The sequence below is a fragment of the Pseudomonas sp. ERMR1:02 genome, from assembly GCF_002277815.1.
In the GTDB taxonomy this organism is placed as follows: domain Bacteria; phylum Pseudomonadota; class Gammaproteobacteria; order Pseudomonadales; family Pseudomonadaceae; genus Aquipseudomonas.
The window spans coordinates 99,145-118,695 of the sequence record NZ_NKJI01000014.1 but is presented as its reverse complement, the minus strand read 5'-3'; the positions used below and the strand labels follow the sequence as shown (position 1 = coordinate 118,695).

The following is a 19,551-nucleotide window of genomic DNA, read 5'->3' as shown; positions in this document are numbered from 1 at the left end:
TGAAAGGATCGTTGTCCTAGCCATTGCGCTGGCGCAGACGGAACAGCCGCAGCAGGCTGGTCCAGCCGATCAGGGCGCTGAGTTGGTGATAATAGCTTCGCGGGTTGACGGTGAGCATGCCGTTCACCACACCGAAGCGCAGCAGCGTTTGTATCGAATGGCGCGAGCCTTCTTGCGTGCGCCGTCTGGCGCTTTTGCTCCTGCCAAAAAAGTCCAGAATGTCGGCGGGCTTCACCAGCATCGCCGGGCCGGCCGAGGTCGCCGCGAGGATCAGCCGGCGCACCATGCTCGGGTAACGCAGGGCGAACTCTTGCGCCAATGCACCGCCCCAACTCACGCCGAACACATCGACCTGGTCGATTCCCAATTGCTTGAGCATCTCGGCGATCAGGTCGGCGTGGCGCGGCAGACGCATCGGCCAGCGGGGCATTTGCGATTTGCCGACCCCGGGCACGTCCAGCGTAATGGTCGTGTAGTCCACGAGTTCATCGCGCAAGGGATCGAAGGTACGGATCAAACCACCCAGGCCATTGAGCAAGAGCAGCGGTGAGCCTTGGCCGCGGATTGAAACGTTCAACTGCAAGCCTTTGATGGTTAAGTTCTGAGTTGTCATGGTTTCCCCTTGGCCTACCCGACACTTCTGCCGATAGTCGAAAGCCCTTTCCACCTTCAAACCTGCCCGATCACCGGCGCATGCTTGGCCATCAATTCCGCAGACACAGTACCGTCGGCTACCTCTGGTTTCGTACAGGCAAAACCTTGCCTTACGCGATGCAGCGGGGTGAGGAACGCATCGAGGCTCAGGGCCGCCCGCAAATGATGGTCGACGACGGCAATGCGTATCTCGCCGCTGGCCTGGCTGGTCTGGGCATGCTCTGGCTACCGCAGTACATGGCCAAACCGCACCTGGTCAGCGGCGAGCTGCTGCGCTGTTTGAGGACTGGCACATGGCGCCAATGCCGATGTATCTGCCATTCCCGCCGAATCGTCATGTCAGCGCGCAAAGGTGCGGGTATTTATCGACTGCGTTACGGTGGTCTTGCTCATGTGCCGGGTAGCTGCCGCCTTGGTTAAGCTGCCGGTTTCCACCACTCGGGCAAAGGCATCGGCCGTGCCATTCTTGCGGCTGCCGACCTGACCGGATACGAACAGAAAACCGTTGGAGCGAATCGCCGGCGAGTAGCGGTGGAGCTCGCACAGTGCAGGGCGGTCAAGCGGAAAAACGACATCACGTTTGCTGGTCATTGCATACCTCCTTCGGGGCGCATCGCGGCCCGCTGTTTACGATGGAGCCACTGTAAAAAGGCCATCAACTTGAATAAACGGGCAACTCTGGTCATGACTCCTTGGCGACAGACAACAATCGGCCAACAGCAAGCACCAACATTCAACAGGCGATCTTCTGATCGCCTCGCTTATTCGGCAGCCAGCTAGAGAACGAGTGTCAGCAAATCACCGCCAAGGACTTTAATGCCGCTATCGACAAACTGAATACCGATCTCTGGACGTTCATCCACAATTGACCGTTTCAGAACTTTGCGTTTCTCCCTCCTCAGGTGTCCTGCCGACGATGCATTAGAAAATGATTGATGTAGTGCCAGGTGACCAAGAGGATGGCTCACATGGGATTCTTGGCTTCCTCACTGTACAAAGTCGTGCTTGGGGCATCCTGAACCTCCAACCGAGTTGTCGATGCTGCGTACCAGAGTGATGACCATCGGTCGTGACAGTTATCTGTCATATATTGACTTAATGCCAGAAAACACGCATTTTCTTTCCTAAGCGCTGAAAAACAACAGGAAGCAGCCTTGAGCCAGACCATCAAAAAACGCCTTGAAAGCAGTCTTTCAACCGCCGCTGCCTCTGGCCGGGTGATTGCCAACTATATGCTGGCCAACCTCTATGAACTGCCGTTCCAGACTGCCGCTGACATTGCCGCGAAATTGAACGTCAGTGAATCCAGTGTGGGGCGCTTCTGTCGCTCCCTCGGATATAGCCACTTCAAAGACCTGAAAAACGACCTCAAGGTCGACCTAGGCGATGGCCCATGGCTGGTGGGCGATCGCTTGCAGGAGTTTCGCCATCAAGCCAGCCAGGGCCCGCAAGGCCTACCGCGCAGCTTCGAGTTAGAAGTCGCGGCCCTGGTTAAGGTTTACGAATATAGCCTCACCCCGACCTGGCAAAGCGTCAGCCAGCGCCTGGCCACCCGGCGCAAGGTGTTCGTCGCCGGATTCCAGACCGAGCGTGGCATCGCTGCATCCATGGTGCATCTGTTGCAGTACCTGCGCGATGACACACACTGGGTCGACGGTGCCGCCGGGCATTACGCCGACGTGCTGCTCAGTACCCCCGAAGACAGTGCGCTGGTGGTGTTCGAAGCCCGCCGCTATTCCCGCCACGCCCTGACCCTGTGCCGCAAGGCCCGCGATGCCGGAATCCCTGTGACGCTGATCACCGACACCTTTTGCGACTGGGCCGAACAGAACGCCGATGAAGTGTTCCGCGTGCCCACTGAGTTCAACCTGTTCTGGGAATCGACGGCGGCGATGCTGTCGTTGGTGCATCTGCTGGTCAACGACGTCTGCAAACAGCTGGGTCCGGAGGTCGAAAAGCGTCTTGAAGCAATTGCGGCCTTACACAACGAGTTCGTTGGATACACATCGTCACCAAGCTCAAAACAATAAAACGAGGTGCTAGATGAAACACGTCATTCGCTTTGCCGGTATATGCGCAATCGTCCTGGCCGGGGCAACCGGTGCGCAGGCTGAAGTACTTAAAATCGCCACCGAAGGGGCTTACCCGCCGTTCAACTACGTTGACTCGGACAACAAGTTGCGCGGTTTTGATGTGGACATCACCAACGCGCTGTGCGAACGCATGAACGTTCAATGCAGCATCGTTGCCCAGGACTGGGAAGGGATTATCCCGGCGCTGATGGCCAAGAAATACGATGCGGTCGTGGCCTCGATGATCGCCACCGATGAGCGCAGACAGAAAATCGATTTCACCCACCACTACTACCGCACCCCCCTGTCCGTGGCCGTGCCCAAGGACTCGAACATTACCGACGCCCAGACCAACTTCAAGGGCCTCTCGGTCGGTGCCCAGGCGTCTTCGACCCAAGCCATTTATGCCGAAGAACATTACGGCCCGGCAGGAGCCGACGTGAAGTTCTACCCCACCCTGGATGAAGCCAACAGCGACCTGGCTGCCGGCCGCGTCGACGGGGTGATTGCAGACAAATTCCCGCTGCTGGCCTGGACCGAAAGCGCCGGCAAGGATTGCTGCAAGATCATCGGTGACGTCAACGGCACCACCGCCGATGCGTCCATCGCGGTGCGCAAGGGCGACGATGCCCTGCGCGAGCGCTTTAACAAGGCGCTGGATGAAATCGTCGCGGACGGCACTTACAAGAAGATCTCCAGCCGCTACTTCGCTTTCGATATCTATTGATCCCCTGCCCCTCCGGCGAGCCTGAGGGTCGTTCATTTCCGACATGTTGCACCGCACCCTCAACGGGTGCGGCGAGCACATGCGAGCTTAATTTACCGAGAGGGTTCGAGCATGTTCGAACATCTGTCACTGCTATCGTTCGCCAGCGGCGGCTGGGGTTCGGCCTTGCTGGCCGGCGCTCTGGTGACCATTGCCTTGGCCCTGAGCTGCCTGCCGATCGGCCTGCCGCTGGGCTTGGGCGTCGCGCTGGCCGCCCGTTCCCGGAGACGTTGGCCGCAAGCCATGAGCACAGTGTTTTCCACCGTGTTCCGTGGGCTACCCGAATTGCTGACACTGTTGATCATCTACTACGGCTGCCAGATCGGCGCGCAGAAACTGTTGGCCGCAATGGGCTACGAGACCGAAGTCGCCATCAATACCTTCCTCGCCGCGATGATTGCCTTCAGCCTGGTGTTCGCCGCGTTTTCCAGCCAGATCTGGTTGGGCGCCTTCAAGACCGTGCCCAAAGGCCAGTTCGAAGCCGCAGCGGCCCTGGGCCTGTCCCGGCGCACCACCTTTACCAAAGTGGTACTGCCACAACTGGTGCGCATTGCCTTGCCTGGCCTGTCGAACAACTGGCTGTCGCTGCTCAAGGACACCTCGTTGGTGTCGACCATTTCCCTGGTGGACCTGATGCGCCAGACCAACCTAGCGGTCAGCGTCACCAAAGAACCGATGCTGTTCTACGCCGTGGCCTGCTTTGGTTACCTGTTTTTCTCGGCCATTTCCGGCCGACTGTTCCAGTTCCTGGAGCAGCATTTCAGCCGCCATCAACGGAGCGCTCGCCCATGAGCTTCGATGAATTGCAGAACCTGTTCCTTAGTCCTGATTTGCTGGAGCGTTATGGTCCACGCTTCATCGATGGCCTGCTGGTGACGGCCAAGCTGGTGGCGATTTCCTTCACGCTGGGCGCCCTTCTCGGTCTGCTGATCGCCTTGGGCCGCCTGTCGAGTAACCGCCTTATCAGCCGTTTTACCGGCGTCTATGTGTATTTCTTCCGTGGCTCGCCATTGCTGGCCCAGCTGTTCATGCTCTATTACGGCCTGGGTTCGTTCAAAAGCTTCTGGCAGGACGTGGGTCTGTGGTGGTTCTTCCGCGACGCCTGGTTCTGCACGCTGCTGGCCTTCACCCTGAACACGGCGGCCTATCAGGCCGAGATTCTGCGCGGCAGCATCCTGGCCGTTGCCCAGGGCCAACGCGAAGCCTCCAAAGCCCTCAGCTTGTCGCGCTGGACCACCTTTAGCAAAATCATCCTGCCGCAATCCCTCTTGGTGGCCATCGGCCCGCTGGGCAATGAACTAATCCTGATGATCAAGGCCAGCGCCATCGCCTCCCTGGTGACCATCTACGACTTGATGGGGGTGACCAAACTCGCCTTCTCGCGCAGTTTCGACTTCCAGATCTACCTCTGGGCCGCCGTGCTCTACCTGCTAATCGTGGAAGTGGTGAGGCGCAGCCTGAAAGCGATCGAGGGACGCCTCGGCCGTCACCTGCAGTAAACCGATTTTCTCTCGGGCTGCCGTGGGCGCCCCTGCACCAAGGATCTACCCATGCATTGCGAAACTATCGTTCTGGGCGCCGGGATTGTCGGCGTCAGTACCGCACTCCAGTTACAGGCTCGCGGCCGCAAGGTCGTACTCATCGACCGCCAACAGCCGGGCAATGGCACCAGCCATGGCAACGCCGGGCTGATCGAACGCGCCAGCGTGATCCCCTATTCGTTCCCGCGCCAGCTCTCGAGCCTGTTGCGCTACGCCCTCAACCAGCAGTCGGACGTGCGTTACAGCCTCAAGTACCTGCCCAAGGCCGGCCCGTGGTTACTGCAATACTGGCGGCACTCCGGGGCCAAGGGGCTGGCCGCCGCGACCCGGGCCATGTTGCCGTTGGTGGAGCGCTGCGTCAGCGAACATGACCTACTCTCGGAACCGGCCGGCATGGGCCCGTTGATCCAGGCCAATGGTTGGGTCGAGGCGTACAGCTCGCAACCGGCTTTTGCCAAGGCCCAGGGCGATGCCGCCGCACTCAAGGACTACGGCCTGAAGTATGAAGTGCTCGGCCTGGACCAGATCCATGCCCGTCAACCGGGCCTGCACACCAGCGTGCTCGGCGGCATTCACTGGCTGGACCCTAAGACCGTCAGCGATCCAGGCGGCCTGACCCGTGGCTATGCCGAACTGTTCGTCAAGCGCGGTGGCGTGTTCGTGCTCGGTGATGCCCTCTCCCTGTGCCAGCGCGTGGGTAAATGGGAAGTGCAGAGCGAACAGGGCCTGGTGATTGCAGACGAAGCCGTGGTCGCCCTCGGCCCGCAAGCGCGGGGCATTTTCGAGCCACTAGGGTATGACATTCCACTGGCGATCAAGCGCGGTTATCACATGCACTATGCCACCCTGCCTGGCACGCGCTTGCAACAACCGCTGCTTGACCCGGTGGGCGGTTATGTCCTGGCACCGATGGTCGGCGGCATTCGCCTGACCACCGGGATCGAGTTCGCCGACAGCCAGGACCCGGTCAACGAAATCCAGCTACGTCGCTGCGAAGAGCTGGCGCGCGCCTTCTACCCGCTGGGCGAACGCTTGGATGCCGAGCCTTGGCTGGGACGCCGTCCATGCTTGCCGGACATGTGCCCGGTGATCGGCCCCGCGCCACGACACAAAGGTTTGTGGTTCAACTTCGGGCACGCCCACCATGGCCTGACCCTCGGCCCGGTCTGCGGCCGTCTGCTGGCCGAGTTGATGACCGGTGCCACTCCCTTTACCAACCCTGCCCCGTACAGCGCTGAGCGCTTTCACTGATTGCCGGAGACAAGACCATGCATGCCCTCTCTGCCCTTGTAGACACTCCGCTCGCCGCAAGCCCGGACACCCGTAAGGTGGTGGTTGATATCGCCGGCCTGAACAAGTTCTATGGCGCCTTCCATGTGCTGCACAACATCGATCTGAAAGTGCGCGAAGGCGAGCGCATTGTGCTCTGTGGGCCTTCCGGCTCCGGAAAATCGACGCTGATCCGCTGCATCAACCGCCTGGAAATCGCCGAAAAAGGCCGCATTCTGGTCAACGACACCGACTTGGCCCAGACCAACCGCGAGGCCGCCAAGGTCCGCAGTGAAATTGGCATGGTGTTCCAGCATTTCAACCTGTTCCCGCACATGAGCGTGCTCGATAACTGCACCCTGGCCCCAATTTCGGTGCGTGGCATGAGCCGCAAGAAGGCCGAGGAACTGGCCCAGCACTTCCTGCAAAAAGTCGGTATCGCCAGCCAGGCCAGCAAGTACCCCAGCCAGCTCTCGGGGGGCAGCAACAGCGCGTGGCCATCGCCCGGGCGTTGTGCATGGAACCCAAATCATGCTGTTCGACGAACCCACCTCGGCGCTCGACCCGGAGATGGTAAGCGAAGTGTTGGATGTGATGGTTAACCTGGCCGGCAGCGGTATGACCATGCTCTGCGTGACCCACGAAATGGGCTTTGCACGGCAAGTGGCCGAGCGCGTGCTGTTTCTCGACGGCGGCCAGATCATTGAGGACGCACCGCCTCAGGACTTCTTCAGCGCCCCGAACAGCGTGCGTGCCAAGGCCTTTCTTGCGCAAATTTTACACTGAGGCCACATAAGAGCACGGCTTGCCTGCGATAGCGGAGCCGTCCAGGCGCCAGGCGTAGGCCGTTTATCAATGCACTTGCGCGCACAGCAGTTTCTTTCCGACATCCGCCACTACTGATCTCAGCAAAAGGAATATTCAATGACTAATATGCTGGCGAAAAATGCCGTCCCGAAAAACCTTTCGGTTACCGTCTGTGATCAAGCGCAGACAGCGGCACTGCTAGATTTCAAAAAACTCGTTGACGCTATTGCCCAAGCCGCAACCGAGCTGGAAGCTGGTTCAATTCTGAGCCCTGAACGCTTGGTTGTACCCTTGGGAGACGGCGGTGTTTTGCTGAGCATGCCCGCCACCGCCAAGGACATCGGCATCCACAAACTGGTTAACGTCCAGCCGGGGAATGTGCAGCGTCAGCTGCCCACAATCAACGGCACGGTAACCGTATGTGATGCTGTAACCGGACAAATAAAGTGCTTGCTCGACGGCCCAGAGGTCACAGGGCGTCGTACTGCGGCAGTAACCCTCCTGGCGATTCGGACGCTGTTCAAGCATGAACCGAAACAGATCTTACTGTTCGGGACCGGCGCACAAGCACGTCATCACATACAAGCTATCAATGCCCTCTACCCACGGTGCATGCTGTGGGTTCGAGGAATTGACGCGCAAGCGACGGCAGACTTCTGCAACAACAATCGAGACCTGCACGAGCATTTGCACCCGTGCGGCGACAGCATTCCCGACGTGGATGTGGTAATCACCGTTACCACCAGCACAGAGCCGGTCTACAACGAGCTAGCCAAACCTGGTCGATTGATTATTGGTGTAGGCGCTTTCAAGCCAGAGATGGCGGAGCTTGGCAAAGTCACTCTGGACGGTAGCGTTCTCTATGCTGACGATACTGCCGGTGCGCAGCACGAAGCAGGCGACCTGTTGCGGGCAGGTGTGGATTGGTCTCAAGTCAGATCGCTGGCCGCAGCCATTCGCGGCCCAATCGATTCGTCTCGGCCCGTTGTATTTAAAAGCGTTGGTACCGCGGCTTGGGACTTGGCCGCTTCGCGGGTCGCGCTCCACGCCCTTGCCAGCCAATAACCCAATTTCGGAAGCTTTGAATTATATAAATTGCACTCAGCCATCGCTAGCGTGACTATCCACGCTAGCGACGGCCCAGAAGCGATTCGATGGGTTACTTCGCACAATGGGAAGCGCTTAAAGTTTTCCGCAGGTAGCTTGCTGAGGAAGGGCACAAATGCTTGAACTGAGCTGTCTGGGTAATTGCGACAGGCGCCTTTTCCCTATCAAGCAGTTCGTACCCACTGGTTGCAAAAAAATTAACCGCGTTTTGGGTCAACAAATGCAGTCGGGCTGCGCCTTGGGAGGCCGCTAATTGTTCTAGTTCCGACAACACCGCTTTTCCCAGTCCCGCTCCACGATGCTCCTCGCAAACAACTAGAGAGCGCAGCAGAAGATCGGGACCAGCCCCCTCCAATCCTCCATATGCTACCCATTTCTCATCCACTTCGAATCGGTAAAACTGCCGTCCTGGATAGCTCACATCGTCGTAAGGCAATCCAGCCTGACGCAAAGACGCACGGAGATGATTCAATCCACTGCCCCCTACTTTAATCATCTGCATCGTCAGTACTCTTGTGGCTAGCTGACACTCAAGGCTAGCAGGCTCTCGCTGCTTGATCTCGTCCACTATGAGTTGTGAATTCAACTGGTCGTGACAGGCAGAAAGAGCCGATTCTGTTGAAAAAGTCGGTTTCCCAAAAATGCTCGAATACTGGTGGGTGAAAACACCTCTTTTGCACGCTGCTACGTAAATCCGAGTCCGGTAGCCTCTGCTGAAAGCAAGGATTTCAATCTCAGGCGCGTACTTTTCTGCCGTGGAAACCAAGCCGGACTTTTTCAACAGAATCAGCCAAAAGCGGTCTGTGCGGCGCGCCTCGTAATCCATGGCCACTCACCATTTTGACTCGATACGACTGACTCACTCGGGCCGGTAGCGGTATCGACTTTCAGACGCAGAATCATCATTCCCGCAGGTACAAGGCAAGTTGCACTGAGGCTCGCGGATGGCCGCCGGCCACCCGCGAGGCAGTGCCATCAAGCCAGTAGCTTAAGCTCGTCTTTACCGTACTTGAGCGATTTCTCGTCTGGAATCATAAGGCCAGTGTGCTCGTTGCGCCCCTGCAGGATAAAGCGGGCGTTCGGGGTGCCCAACTGGGTAGCGGCCTGCTGGCTGTCGGCGCCGATCTCGCCCTTCTTCATGCGGTTGACGATCACCCCCACCGCCGTATCGCTGAAGTCGCGCAGCATCCAGGCATCGCCATCGCTGTCGCCAGCCACCAACACCGGGCCATAGCCCTTCTGTTTAACTAGCACGTTCTTGATGCCGACGGTCTTGCCCGGCCCGTAGTTAAAGTGCCAGTCCGGCTGATAGCGAGTGGTGTACTTGCCGCCTTCCATCGCCATGCGCAGGCCGATCACGTTCTCAGGCGGCACGCCGTATCCGTAATGAGGATTGCCCGCGAACACGCGTACCACATCGTCGATCGAGGCGGTACTGACATAGACGTCGATGCCGTTGGCGCGCAGCGTGTGCATCAGGCCGCGGATTTCCTCATGGATGCGGATGCCATGAAAGTGCGTATCCGCCACCACCCCGGCCTTGCCCGGCAACGTGCGTGAGCTCTCGTACTTGACCTTGCGCAGCGCGTCGCCAATGGCGTAATTGTTGGAAGCCTCGGCCATCGCCTGCAACTCAGCCGTGGTCATGTTCTTGTAAAAATACAGAATCCACTTGTAGCCGATCTCCACCGGGTAACTGTCGCAGATTGCGTCGTACATGAAGTAGAGCTTGGCGAGAAAATCCTTGTACTGCTCGCTGGCCTGAATCTCTTCCAGGCTCTTGTCGCCGGCGAGTCCCTTGTAGTTGGCGTGCAACCAGCGGTAATCCGCTTCTACGTCGCTGGCGATGTCTTCCATCTTGACCGGCTTGCCGTCCACCGTGGTGTAGTCCTTCATGAACGCGCCGTTCGGCACGTCCTGACGCACCACCTCAGCGAACTCATCGGGCGTCAGCTTGTACTGCAGATGATTGATCTGGTAGACCAGCAGCGCTTCTTCACAGTCGTTCATGATGCAGGTGTTGTCCCAGTCGAACACTGCGTACGGGCGCTGGTCAGGGCGGTAGGACGCGCTCTTGACACCGTGTTCATCGATCACGGCCTGCAGACGCTTTTGGTTGAACGGCGACCAGCGCGCCGGGTCCAGCGCACTTGGTGTGGCCGGGGGCGTGGCGGCTTGTGTTATGCGGGATGACAACAACAGCGGACTGACAACGGAAACGGTGGCGAGGGTGTTCAGAAACTGGCGACGCTGCATGGCATAGCTCCTACTTCTAGATGAGAGGTTGCAACCGAGGCGATGGCGAAAGCGTGTTTCGAAATGCGGACGAGGGGAAGAAGCCGTCCGGCCACGAGGCTAGCTCCAAATACACAAAAAAACAATAATGCCTCAACATCGCACAAATATGACGCGCAGGCTGCGCCAGCCCAATGATCATGAGGCCGCGCCAAACTTGACAGCGACTGACGCCCCTCCACAATGCGTGCTCGGATAGCGACTCGAACAGCAGGGACACCCGGTATGTGGCAAGAAGAGCGTTACCAGCGGATCCGCGCACTACTATCGACTTTGCAGCGCGTCACCACCGACCGCATCGTCACGGAGCTGAACGTTTCACGCGAGACGGTGCGACGCGACCTGGTCGCTCTGGAAGAACAGGGGGAGTTGAAGCGGATACACGGCGGCGCCATCCGCGTTGAAGACGAAGCGCCCATCGCCGAGCGGGCGAACATCAACGTCAAATTCAAGCGTGACCTCGCGCGTGCAGCGGTCAGTTTGCTGTCGCACGGACAGACTGTGTTTATCGACGCGGGCACCACCACCGTCATCCTCGCCGAAGAGCTGGCCAAGCTGGGAGGGCTAACCGTGATCACCAACTCGTTCAACGTGGCGTTGCAATTGCGTAATCCCGCTGTGCCAGGCGGCCAGCACAACGAGGTGATCGTACTGGGCGGTTCGCTCGACGACCGTGCTCCCGCTACGGTTGGCGGCACCACGGTGGCGGAAATTGGCCGCTATCGGGCCGACCTCGCGCTGTTATCGCCCGTCGGCATCGACGCCCAGCGCGGTGCCAGCAACTACGACCACCGCGAAGCCGAAGTGGCGCGCGCCATGGCCGACAATGCCGAAGGCGTGGTCATCCTCGCCGACTACAGCAAGATCGGCGTGGAGAGCCGCGTCGCTTTCTGCCCGCCAGAACGCATCGACGTGCTCATCACCAACCACAAGGCCAGTACCGAAGCGGCGTTCGCCGCATTGAACGCCAAGCTCAAACGTATTGTCCTGGCGTAGCAGTGGCTCGGCGGTTGCAACAGGTATTGACGCAGCGTGATGCTCTAGTGCGGCGCAACTGGGTAGATCTTGCACGCCACGACTCTCGGCGCGGGCAAAACTGACCGTAACTGTATTGGCTGCGATCGCTTGCAATGGGTCGTTTACTGCCCTTGGCGACAGGCAACAATCGGCTGAAGCGGACGTTCACTAATGGCTGTTAACGGCTGTGTGGATTCAACGACCCACGCTTAGGCAGCTGACCTACGCCAGTGCAGCTTCGTCGAGCGCAGCCATCAATTCCATTCGCTTCGCAATTAGCTCAAGCCTGTCCGAACCCGAAAGATGTTTTCTTGGTGTGGGCAAGGCAGAAACTGTGGCCTCGCACCAGCGTGAATACAGAGCGCTGGTACTAGCGAAATCTGCTACCAGCGCCTTGCGCGCCAATGCCAGCTCGATCTGCTCAGCGATAATGGGATTGACTGTGGAGTAAGCAAACTGCGAAGACGGGTGATTAGCCACTGCCACAGGCACACCACCCGCTAGCGCGGAAACTATCACCGTTTCGCTTGCTGAAGCAGACGATCAACTCTGGTGCCAAGACCTCCAAGACTTCAGTAAACGGTCGGTTACCTTTCTCCCAAACTGCGCCCGACGGCGCTTTTCGGATGCTGGGTAAAAACTCTTGGATGAAGTTGTAGTAGGCAATGCTACGCCAAAACTCACTCCTATCTGCTTTGGAAAAGTGCTTCCTAGCATTCAGGATAGAAGCCATTATTTTGGTGAAATGTGCATGCTGCCGGTATCCGTCCGGCGAACACACCTTCCTGACCCCGACGCCAAAGGGCGATGGTGTGCACTTAAGTGGACACCATTTCTAGCCTTTTAAGCGGGTCTTTCATGCAGCCACAACGCCGTTCCTACTCCAAATCCTTCAAAGCTGGAGTCATTCAAGAGTGCTCCGAACCTGGCGCCTCGATTGCCAGCGTCGCGCTGGGCCACAACCTCAACGCAAACCTCGTCCATAAGTGGATTCGGCTGCAATCGCAAAAAACTGTCGCCCTGCAACCTGCCTTCATTCCGCTGACCTTACCGTCGCCGACGTCACGATCAGATATCACCGCTGCGACTATTTGCCTCGAAATCCCACACCCTCGCGGCACCTTCAAAGTGAACTGGCCGACCGAAAACGCGGCTGCCCAAGCTTAATCTTCATACTTATGAAGTTATATGCAAGCCGCAGACGTAGTTGCCACAATAGTAAGTCGCTTCATTCAAACAATATGATATCGGCATGGCTTAATGACCATATAAAAACAACACATAACATTACACATTGATAGCAGCCTAATTAAAAGCCCATTAACCATTTTATTTCTAAGTAACCACTCGTCGCCATGCCGAAAAAAAAATTCAACTTTTTCTAAAGCGGGTGACTCCTACCAATACAGCCATCAAGGCCGTGTGTACATTATCTGATTGTTTGGCAATTACTGATAGGAGATAGTAATGAACTACGTAGATCGCGATACCTATGGCATGTACAAACCAACCTCCTACGAGATGCCGGCTCCGAGGAACAGGGGCCTGGCCCCGACCTAATGGGAGCAGACACACTCATTGGAAATGATGTTTATAACCATAACGAAGAAGACTTGGGGATATTAAGGAAATCATGCTAGATGTTCGCAGCGGTAGAGTGAGTTATGCCGTTCTATCCTTTGGTGGCTTTCTTGGCATGGGAGAAAAACTGTTTGCGGTACCCTGGAATGCATTGACACTCGACACAGTTAATAAGCGCTTTGTATTAAATGTAGAGAAAGAGCACTTGGAAAATGCACCCGGTTTTGACAATGACAGTTGGCCTAATATGGCCGACGAGTCTTGGGCAACGGAAATCCACTCTTTTTATGGAACTAAACCCTACGATTACGACACTATCCAAAGACAAAGTATCGAAAAGAGCTAACTGTCCATATCCGAAACGAAGCGTGATGCGCGCCGAACAAACAACGACATGTTAAAGCTGGTTATTGGGGGGTGCCAAACCCTAAGGCGCGCATTGCGGTGAGAAAAGGTTCTGTCTGCAGCAACAAGGGTTTAGAGTGGAATCTGCTGACAACCGCCGAATCCCGCGTTGGCTCGTACGGGAAAGGCATTCGGAGAACAATGGGACGCCGCAGTAACCGGCTGCGCATTAATTTCAATCCTACCAAAAAGTTGAACATATATTTCTTCTACACACCCATGCAATCCGCGCAGTTAAATGGTTTTTGACTGCGTCTTAGCTTCGAAAGGTCAGAGTAATGTTGTTTGATGGCGGTTGCAACGTTGGGTCTTTGCATGACCGCCTTTGGCCGGTTTTTGCCTGTCTTGACCGGCAGAAGTCGACCCAAAGTAGACGCTGGTCAGGGCTGGTGTGGGCCAAAATCGGGCGGCTACGTCGCTCAAGATCAATCTCGGCCTGGCTGGGGACGAGGCTACTGATACACACCTAAGCGAACACGCTCTAGGTAATCCACTACTACATTGAAACCGATCGCAGTATCGAGCATTTCAAAAGGAACGATCCCTGACAGCTGCCTACATGGCCGGTCCAGCCAATTCTCCGCGAGCGTTTGGCAGCCGAATACCGACATTGCGAGCTCAAGCACTTTTGCATACTGGAAAGCCACAGCGCTTTGGTGAGCATCCAATCTGACGGCATCTTTGGGGTTGTTCAGACGTTGGATGGTCCTGATCGACTTCCCCATAATTCGCTCCAGGAGCTTGCGAGCCTTGAAGAGGCTCGATGAGCCGACCATGGCCTGCACGTCATTGAGCAGAAATCCAGCTTGAACAAGATGCAGGACTCCCAAATGGCTCAAGCTGTCGTTCTCTGCATGAGTCAAATGAAGCGTCGGAGTTAGAGCTACGGCCCCCGCATGAGGACGCATGATTGTAGGACCCATTGGATCGACCTCCTCAATGCTCTGGATGCCAGAGTAGAGCTGTTTCTCTCTCAAAGCACGAGGCTGATGCCCGCCCGATAGCTCTCATCTCGCTCTAACCATCCATCGAAATCTTCAAAGACCGACCCTTTGCAGACTTAGGTTAAGGGGCGGCGGAACGCAGTCCCAGTGAACGAAGCGAACGACTTGAGTGACTTGCTATGCATGACCGAAAAGTTTTAGCAAACGCCATGCCGAATGTAATGCGCTCCTAGAACACCGACGCGAACAATGATCTCAAGCGCCGGAAAGCTACACGCCAAAAAATCGGATATCTGGCGCTGATATGTGTCGTAGTGGACTAGCGAAAAATCATCAAAGTGGACTATTACGTAGATCAAGCCAGACGGCGAAAAAGATTTAATCTGCGCTGCCGCATTCTGAATAGTTGAACCAAGTTTATCAAGGAACTCTGGGGTTAACTCATAGTAAATGGAGCTATCAAATGCCTCTCCGGCACCGATTCTACCTAGTTCTTCCTCGGAAACACTGATGGTTTTCACTTCGCAGTAGCGCACCATACCATTAACGTCGTACGAAATGTCTGGGGTCTTTTTCTTTGGTACGGGGAGCAACAGGCGGATGTTGCGTAGCTCTTGCCCAGCAAGATACTCGTATGCCAATGCCTCATTCAGTAGATTAAAGAACTGATTCTTTCCCCGAGCTCCTTGTGGCCCGGGAAATACATCATGTGCTTTTTCAGAAAGAACCAACCAAGAATCTGAATCCAGTATACGGAGTGCATTTTCGTAGATATGCACCTGAGGAAAAGAGTCTGGAAACAAAGACTCTGTGTCACGTCTGCTCTTTATCCACCAATCATCTGGATGTTTTTTTTCTAGCTCTGCAATCAGCTCATTAAATCCGGGCATGTCATAGCGCCTATTGGGCGACATTAATGTCGTATAACGTTCCTTGTCGTCCTGTCAGTCCTTGACCCATCTATCTACGGAAGACGCGACTGGGGTGACGACAAGCCCTGCTGCGGTGAGATTCAGCGCAGCAAGTTGAAGTTACCTAATTGCCTCTGGTCCGTCCACCGACTGCTTGTGGCCGATAGCGGCTGGCTAAATCATAAGGCAACAATCCGAGATTGCAGGGGACTAAGTCGGAAAGAATGAATGCGGTGTATGCGGCTTCCCGTGGGCAGTGTTTTGTCGTTGTTCAGTGTCTACTATGCTTTTCTAGGTGGGTTTGTTTTGGGCTACGGGAGGTGATGATGAAGATCAAAGAAAAGAAAGAAGTTGAGATCGTCAGCGACATCCTGTGCGATGTCTGCCTCGAAAGCACTCGCGTCGAGGATTATGGCCTCCAATACGCCATGCTGCAGGCCCACTGGGGATACGGCTCGGCCCACGATGGTGAGCGCTATGAGATACACCTGTGTGAACGCTGCTTTTTCCAGACAGTTGCCAGTCTTAAGCAGGAAAGGCGTGCCCAAACGATGTTCAGTGAAAATGAAAAGGACAAATTAACTGATGATTTCGGCATGGTTGCAGCGGACGATTTCTTCAATGATGGCGGAAGCACGACAGATAAACCGTGAACGAGACGACCAAGTTTACTCACCGATTTGGACACTTACGACTGACTCCTTTTGGCCGAAAGCGGTCAGTTGTCAACACCGATAACTGCCACAACCAGCTGATGGTAGTGAGTCCGTAGATCCATTCTTCACACTGGATATCGTTCTGGTCATACCCGTAGTCATCGTGAATCATGAGCGCTATCGCACCTGCTGGCAGCCATAAGACACTGAACGGGGTGGGTGACTTCCCACCCCGTTCACACTTCACCGTTCCAATCTTACCCGCAGTCGTCTAGCTCGCTCCTGAAACGCAGTATTGCCCCCTTCAAGAATCTCACACACTGCTTTACGAACCTCTAAGCTCTCCAACCCGCCTGACACATAGGAAATAGGCGGTAGGCCACCTGGAGTATGGTGGCCCGAGCTTGCCACGATGATCTGGTCGGCATCGGTATTGATCACAAGGTTGGCGTTGTGGGTGACGATAATCACCTGACGCTTCGCTTTGGCGGCTACGAAGAGAGAGACCAACTCGTCGAAAACCGATTTAGGGTCGAGGTTCTCTTCAGGCTGGTCGATGATCAGAGGTCGATCATCTGCGTCGTCGAGCGCCAGATACAACAGGAGCAGCACAATACCCCGTGTCCCTGGCGACAGCTTCCTGATGTCGATACCGTCGTACAAAATCTCGTAGCTGACCGTCATGTGGTCAGTGCTGTACAGCCAAGCTGCAAATTGCTTAGACCAAGCGCGAAATTCCCCTTGCTGGGACTGAGCAACTGGGGCATGAGCGATGAAGTCCCTGCGGTACTTATCCATGAAAGCCGCCATTGCGGTCTGGATTTCCAAAGCGGAACCCGTCTCCCATGCAGGCTTGAGCTCTCTTGTTGCAGCATCGATCAGCGAGCCTCGACCGTTGAACGGCCCGCCCTTTCGTCTATCGAGCAACTTTTCTTCGCCAATGATTCCCCATGCGGCGACATCAGATGATCGACGAACTGATATGCCGAGCTTTTGTAGGGTTCCTGATGAGGCCTCCAGACGTACCATTAGCGGGTGGTAGAGATCGGCTAAGGCACTCTGCTCATTGATGATTGCATCGAATACACGACCATATGTGTCACTACGCTCGGCCTGGAGCACCTTGCGCCGCGCTTCTGCCCCTTGGGCGTCTGTAAGCCTGGTCTCAAGAGATTTGAGGATTGTGTTTTCTTGAGTGATACGGTCGGACAGAGCTTTGAACTGCTCTTGAATTAGCTTATCGGCACTGAAAAGCGCTTCGAGCCTTGTCATCTCAGCAGTGATAGGTGCTAGTGCCAAAGACGTGATGTCCACGGTATCGGCGATTAGAGGAGTCAGCGGATTGCCCGGTGGTGGGGGAACGCCCCTAAGCTTTGCGATCTCATCGTCAGCCCATTTGATATAGTCAGTAAGACTCTGGTCGACATCCCCCTTGTAAATTAGGAGGAACTGGTCCCACTGCTCTGGCCCTAGGCCGCTATTAGTGTGCCTGGCCTGTACCTGCCGAAGGATTTCAGGCGCACCTGTTGCTCGCATGCTCCGTACCTCGTCCTGTAACGCGACGAAGGTGCGACGCTGATTACCGTAGACTTGGATTCGGCCTCGCAGACTTTCGGCCACGGCACTTAACTGGGCATGCCGAGTCGCATGCGTCTCTGTACCTTTGACTACGAGCTTTGCCAGATCGATGGAATACCCATGTAGCTGCTGCTTTTTCTGAGCGACTTGGGTTGTCAGCAAAGCAACTGAGCTTTCTTTCTCAAATTCGATCGAGATTCGCTCTGATATGTCATCAATTGCCGCAGCCTCCCGAGCGCGAGCTTGTTGAAAGCGAGCTGTCAGCTGCTCGCGAAGCTGGTCAAAATCGATAGCTCCATCGCGACTATCTGGGGTGTGCGAATCAAAGATGACCCTCTGGATTTCGTCCACCAGGCCGTCGGACATACCTTTTGCCGAGCACAGCTCTTCAACGAATTGCTGAGAAAGGTAGCGAGCCCGCGCAAAGGACATATGGCCATTGGCGTCCCTCCCATCAAGAGCACGTTCGATGAAGGCTCCCCCTCCCCAGGTAAGAGTTGTGGATGCATCTCCCATCAACCGTCGAGCACGTGCAAGGAAGGATGGGCTGCTGTTCTCATCTGCGTTCCAACTCTCTTCGGTAATCGCATCACAGCCGGCAGCGATGATGTCGGCGAGAGCGGTTTTGCCCGAACCTCGCGCGCCAATGATTGCCACAAGACCAGGATTTAGAGGGATGCTGGGCGATTCCGCCCAGGCTGCGTTATTGATTCTGACATGGGAAATGACTTGGGAAGGCATGGCAGAACGAGGAGGCAGCTCGCCAACGTGAGCGCGCCCCTCTGGGTCAATACAAGCCTGACGGAGGGCATCAAATTCGAGAGCCCCCTTGATCCACGAGAAACGTTTATCTACCGGCTGTCCCACCGATTTCTGGTCGTGGGAGTCGCTGCCGTGGAGGCATGGTTTTAATCCTCCATAGCGAATGCGCAGGTCCTCTGGAGTCATGTTAGAACGTTGGCCGAGCCAGAACTCCCGTTGTGCAGAGCTGCTAGAAAAAATAATATGAGCGAACTTTTCTATTTCTTGGCGTATGGTCGCGTCCGCAGCCTGACGAACTCCGGATGTTCCATCGCCCGCATTCCCGGCTACAGCGACTAGGATGTTCTTTTTCGCCCAGTCGCTTTCACCAAGCACCTTTCGCAGCTGGTCGAAATTGACTTTGAATTGCGTCGCTCCATGTCGTAAAGCAGCGCCATCATCAACAATCGAGGGGTCAGCGCACTTCCCGAGTTTAATCAGTTCATCTCGCGTGCAATCGAACCGGTCGCCAAAAGCTTGAAACTGAAGGCGTTTGAGGATGCGTTTAATCTCTGACAGGTGATTAGGATCCTCTGGACTGACCAGCAGATGGATGTTCACAAAGCCGGATTTCGCGGCAACATCCAGGCGAAGCTCAATGTTCGGAAAGAGAAGCTGGACGTTTGGCAGCCTGCCAGCGTCTTTGTGCTTCAGGAAGGTCTCATAGGTGTCCGTGACGTAGTAGTCAGTAACAGCTATCGCCTCAACTGCAGGTATCAGTTCTTCAAGCGACTGAAGGTAGGCTTCCCATGGATTGTCTGAGCCAAATTGATTGTTTAGAACCGTACCCGGGGCATGAATGTGCGGCTCCCACCGATGCCATTCAGACCCGCGACTAATCATTTGAAATCCCCATTACCAATCTCTCCGTACCTGGAATGCAAAACTGCCCCTGAAGCATAACGGAATGGCAGGACTGACACATATGGCTTTTTGCCATCTCGCTTGCCCGGCAACCTTCCTGAGAAGGCCTTCATGCATGGCCGCTTTCGGCCGAGGCTGTGTAAAAACGTTTTTGAGCGCGGCAGGTACTCAAAACCGGACTGAAAATCGCGCTTCTACGCGAAATCCACATCTGCTGACGTGCCGATAAATTTCAGATTCAACGTAGACGCGCATACTTCAATTTTGGTGAAGCGTTTTTACA

The 19,551-nt window shown here is 55.8% G+C and carries 17 protein-coding genes and 3 pseudogenes; 12 read left to right on the top strand and 8 right to left on the bottom strand.

What is annotated here, in order from left to right; genetic code table 11:
- Positions 1-16 precede the first annotated feature (16 nt).
- Positions 17-613: an alpha/beta fold hydrolase gene (locus CES87_RS22515; protein WP_256591043.1), complete on the bottom strand. Its 597-nt coding sequence runs from the start codon at positions 611-613 to the stop codon at positions 17-19.
- Positions 614-678: 65 nt separating this feature from the next.
- On the opposite strand from CES87_RS22515, the pseudogene CES87_RS33500 reads away from it, so the two are divergent.
- Positions 679-1,042, top strand: a pseudogene (locus CES87_RS33500) (LysR substrate-binding domain-containing protein); the annotation flags it as partial.
- Positions 1,043-1,104: 62 nt separating this feature from the next.
- On the opposite strand, the pseudogene CES87_RS22505 reads toward CES87_RS33500, so the two are convergent.
- Positions 1,105-1,245: pseudogene (locus CES87_RS22505) on the bottom strand (RidA family protein); the annotation flags it as partial.
- A gap of 563 nt (positions 1,246-1,808) precedes the next feature.
- On the opposite strand from CES87_RS22505, the gene CES87_RS22495 reads away from it, so the two are divergent.
- From CES87_RS22495 to lhpI, 7 genes and pseudogenes are all read left to right on the top strand, one after another.
- Complete coding sequence (locus tag CES87_RS22495; RefSeq protein ID WP_128607837.1) at positions 1,809-2,684, top strand: MurR/RpiR family transcriptional regulator; 876 nt, start codon at positions 1,809-1,811, stop codon at positions 2,682-2,684.
- 13 nt (positions 2,685-2,697) lie between these two features.
- Positions 2,698-3,453: a transporter substrate-binding domain-containing protein gene (locus CES87_RS22490; protein WP_128607836.1), complete on the top strand. Its 756-nt coding sequence runs from the start codon at positions 2,698-2,700 to the stop codon at positions 3,451-3,453.
- A 111-nt stretch (positions 3,454-3,564) separates the two neighbouring features.
- Positions 3,565-4,284 carry an ABC transporter permease gene (locus CES87_RS22485; RefSeq protein WP_128607835.1) on the top strand — a complete coding sequence of 240 codons (720 nt, stop codon included), beginning with the start codon at positions 3,565-3,567 and terminating at the stop codon, positions 4,282-4,284.
- A complete protein-coding gene (locus CES87_RS22480) occupies positions 4,281-4,991 on the top strand; it encodes an ABC transporter permease (protein WP_128607834.1) in 711 nt (236 codons plus the stop codon). The genes CES87_RS22485 and CES87_RS22480 overlap by 4 nt, the downstream gene beginning before the upstream one ends.
- A gap of 51 nt (positions 4,992-5,042) precedes the next feature.
- Positions 5,043-6,284, top strand: a complete 1,242-nt coding sequence (locus CES87_RS22475; RefSeq protein ID WP_128607833.1) for an FAD-binding oxidoreductase — start codon at positions 5,043-5,045, stop codon at positions 6,282-6,284.
- A gap of 80 nt (positions 6,285-6,364) precedes the next feature.
- Positions 6,365-7,088: pseudogene (locus CES87_RS22470) on the top strand (amino acid ABC transporter ATP-binding protein).
- A 138-nt stretch (positions 7,089-7,226) separates the two neighbouring features.
- Complete coding sequence (lhpI, locus tag CES87_RS22465; protein ID WP_128607832.1) at positions 7,227-8,174, top strand: bifunctional Delta(1)-pyrroline-2-carboxylate/Delta(1)-piperideine-2-carboxylate reductase; 948 nt, start codon at positions 7,227-7,229, stop codon at positions 8,172-8,174.
- A gap of 94 nt (positions 8,175-8,268) precedes the next feature.
- On the opposite strand, the gene arsN2 is transcribed toward lhpI, so the two are convergent.
- Positions 8,269-9,042: an arsenic resistance N-acetyltransferase ArsN2 gene (arsN2, locus tag CES87_RS33495; RefSeq protein ID WP_256591042.1), complete on the bottom strand. Its 774-nt coding sequence runs from the start codon at positions 9,040-9,042 to the stop codon at positions 8,269-8,271.
- 149 nt (positions 9,043-9,191) lie between these two features.
- Positions 9,192-10,472 (bottom strand): HAD family hydrolase, encoded by a 1,281-nt coding sequence (locus CES87_RS22450; RefSeq protein ID WP_128607830.1) that lies wholly within the window; start codon positions 10,470-10,472, stop codon positions 9,192-9,194.
- A gap of 264 nt (positions 10,473-10,736) precedes the next feature.
- Between CES87_RS22450 and CES87_RS22445 the strand changes: the two genes are divergently transcribed.
- Positions 10,737-11,507 carry a DeoR/GlpR family DNA-binding transcription regulator gene (locus CES87_RS22445; protein ID WP_128607829.1) on the top strand — a complete coding sequence of 257 codons (771 nt, stop codon included), beginning with the start codon at positions 10,737-10,739 and terminating at the stop codon, positions 11,505-11,507.
- 243 nt (positions 11,508-11,750) lie between these two features.
- Here the strand turns inward: CES87_RS22445 and CES87_RS22440 are convergent, their stop codons facing one another.
- Positions 11,751-12,008, bottom strand: coding sequence for a hypothetical protein (locus CES87_RS22440; RefSeq protein WP_128607828.1), 258 nt, complete (start codon positions 12,006-12,008; stop codon positions 11,751-11,753).
- A 378-nt stretch (positions 12,009-12,386) separates the two neighbouring features.
- On the opposite strand from CES87_RS22440, the gene CES87_RS22435 reads away from it, so the two are divergent.
- Both CES87_RS22435 and CES87_RS33490 read left to right on the top strand, forming a co-directional pair.
- Positions 12,387-12,695 carry a transposase gene (locus CES87_RS22435; RefSeq protein ID WP_256591041.1) on the top strand — a complete coding sequence of 103 codons (309 nt, stop codon included), beginning with the start codon at positions 12,387-12,389 and terminating at the stop codon, positions 12,693-12,695.
- A gap of 466 nt (positions 12,696-13,161) precedes the next feature.
- On the top strand, positions 13,162-13,455 hold the full coding sequence (locus CES87_RS33490; RefSeq protein ID WP_256591040.1) for a PRC-barrel domain-containing protein: 294 nt from the start codon (positions 13,162-13,164) through the stop codon (positions 13,453-13,455).
- Positions 13,456-13,966: 511 nt separating this feature from the next.
- Here CES87_RS33490 and CES87_RS22425 read toward each other — a convergent pair.
- Together CES87_RS22425 and CES87_RS22420 are read right to left on the bottom strand one after the other, a co-directional pair.
- Positions 13,967-14,437, bottom strand: coding sequence for an antitoxin Xre/MbcA/ParS toxin-binding domain-containing protein (locus tag CES87_RS22425; RefSeq protein ID WP_128607826.1), 471 nt, complete (start codon positions 14,435-14,437; stop codon positions 13,967-13,969).
- Between the two features lie 218 nt (positions 14,438-14,655).
- The gene (locus CES87_RS22420; RefSeq protein WP_128607825.1) at positions 14,656-15,348 is read right to left on the bottom strand and encodes a hypothetical protein; all 693 of its coding nucleotides are present in this window, start codon (positions 15,346-15,348) and stop codon (positions 14,656-14,658) included.
- Between the two features lie 347 nt (positions 15,349-15,695).
- Here CES87_RS22420 and CES87_RS22415 point away from each other — a divergent pair, with 347 nt between their 5' ends.
- Positions 15,696-16,022, top strand: coding sequence for a hypothetical protein (locus CES87_RS22415; protein ID WP_128607824.1), 327 nt, complete (start codon positions 15,696-15,698; stop codon positions 16,020-16,022).
- 246 nt (positions 16,023-16,268) lie between these two features.
- On the opposite strand, the gene CES87_RS22410 is transcribed toward CES87_RS22415, so the two are convergent.
- Entirely contained in the window at positions 16,269-19,247 is a 2,979-nt protein-coding gene (locus CES87_RS22410; RefSeq protein ID WP_128607823.1) for a TrlF family AAA-like ATPase, read from the bottom strand.
- Positions 19,248-19,551: the final 304 nt, after the last annotated feature.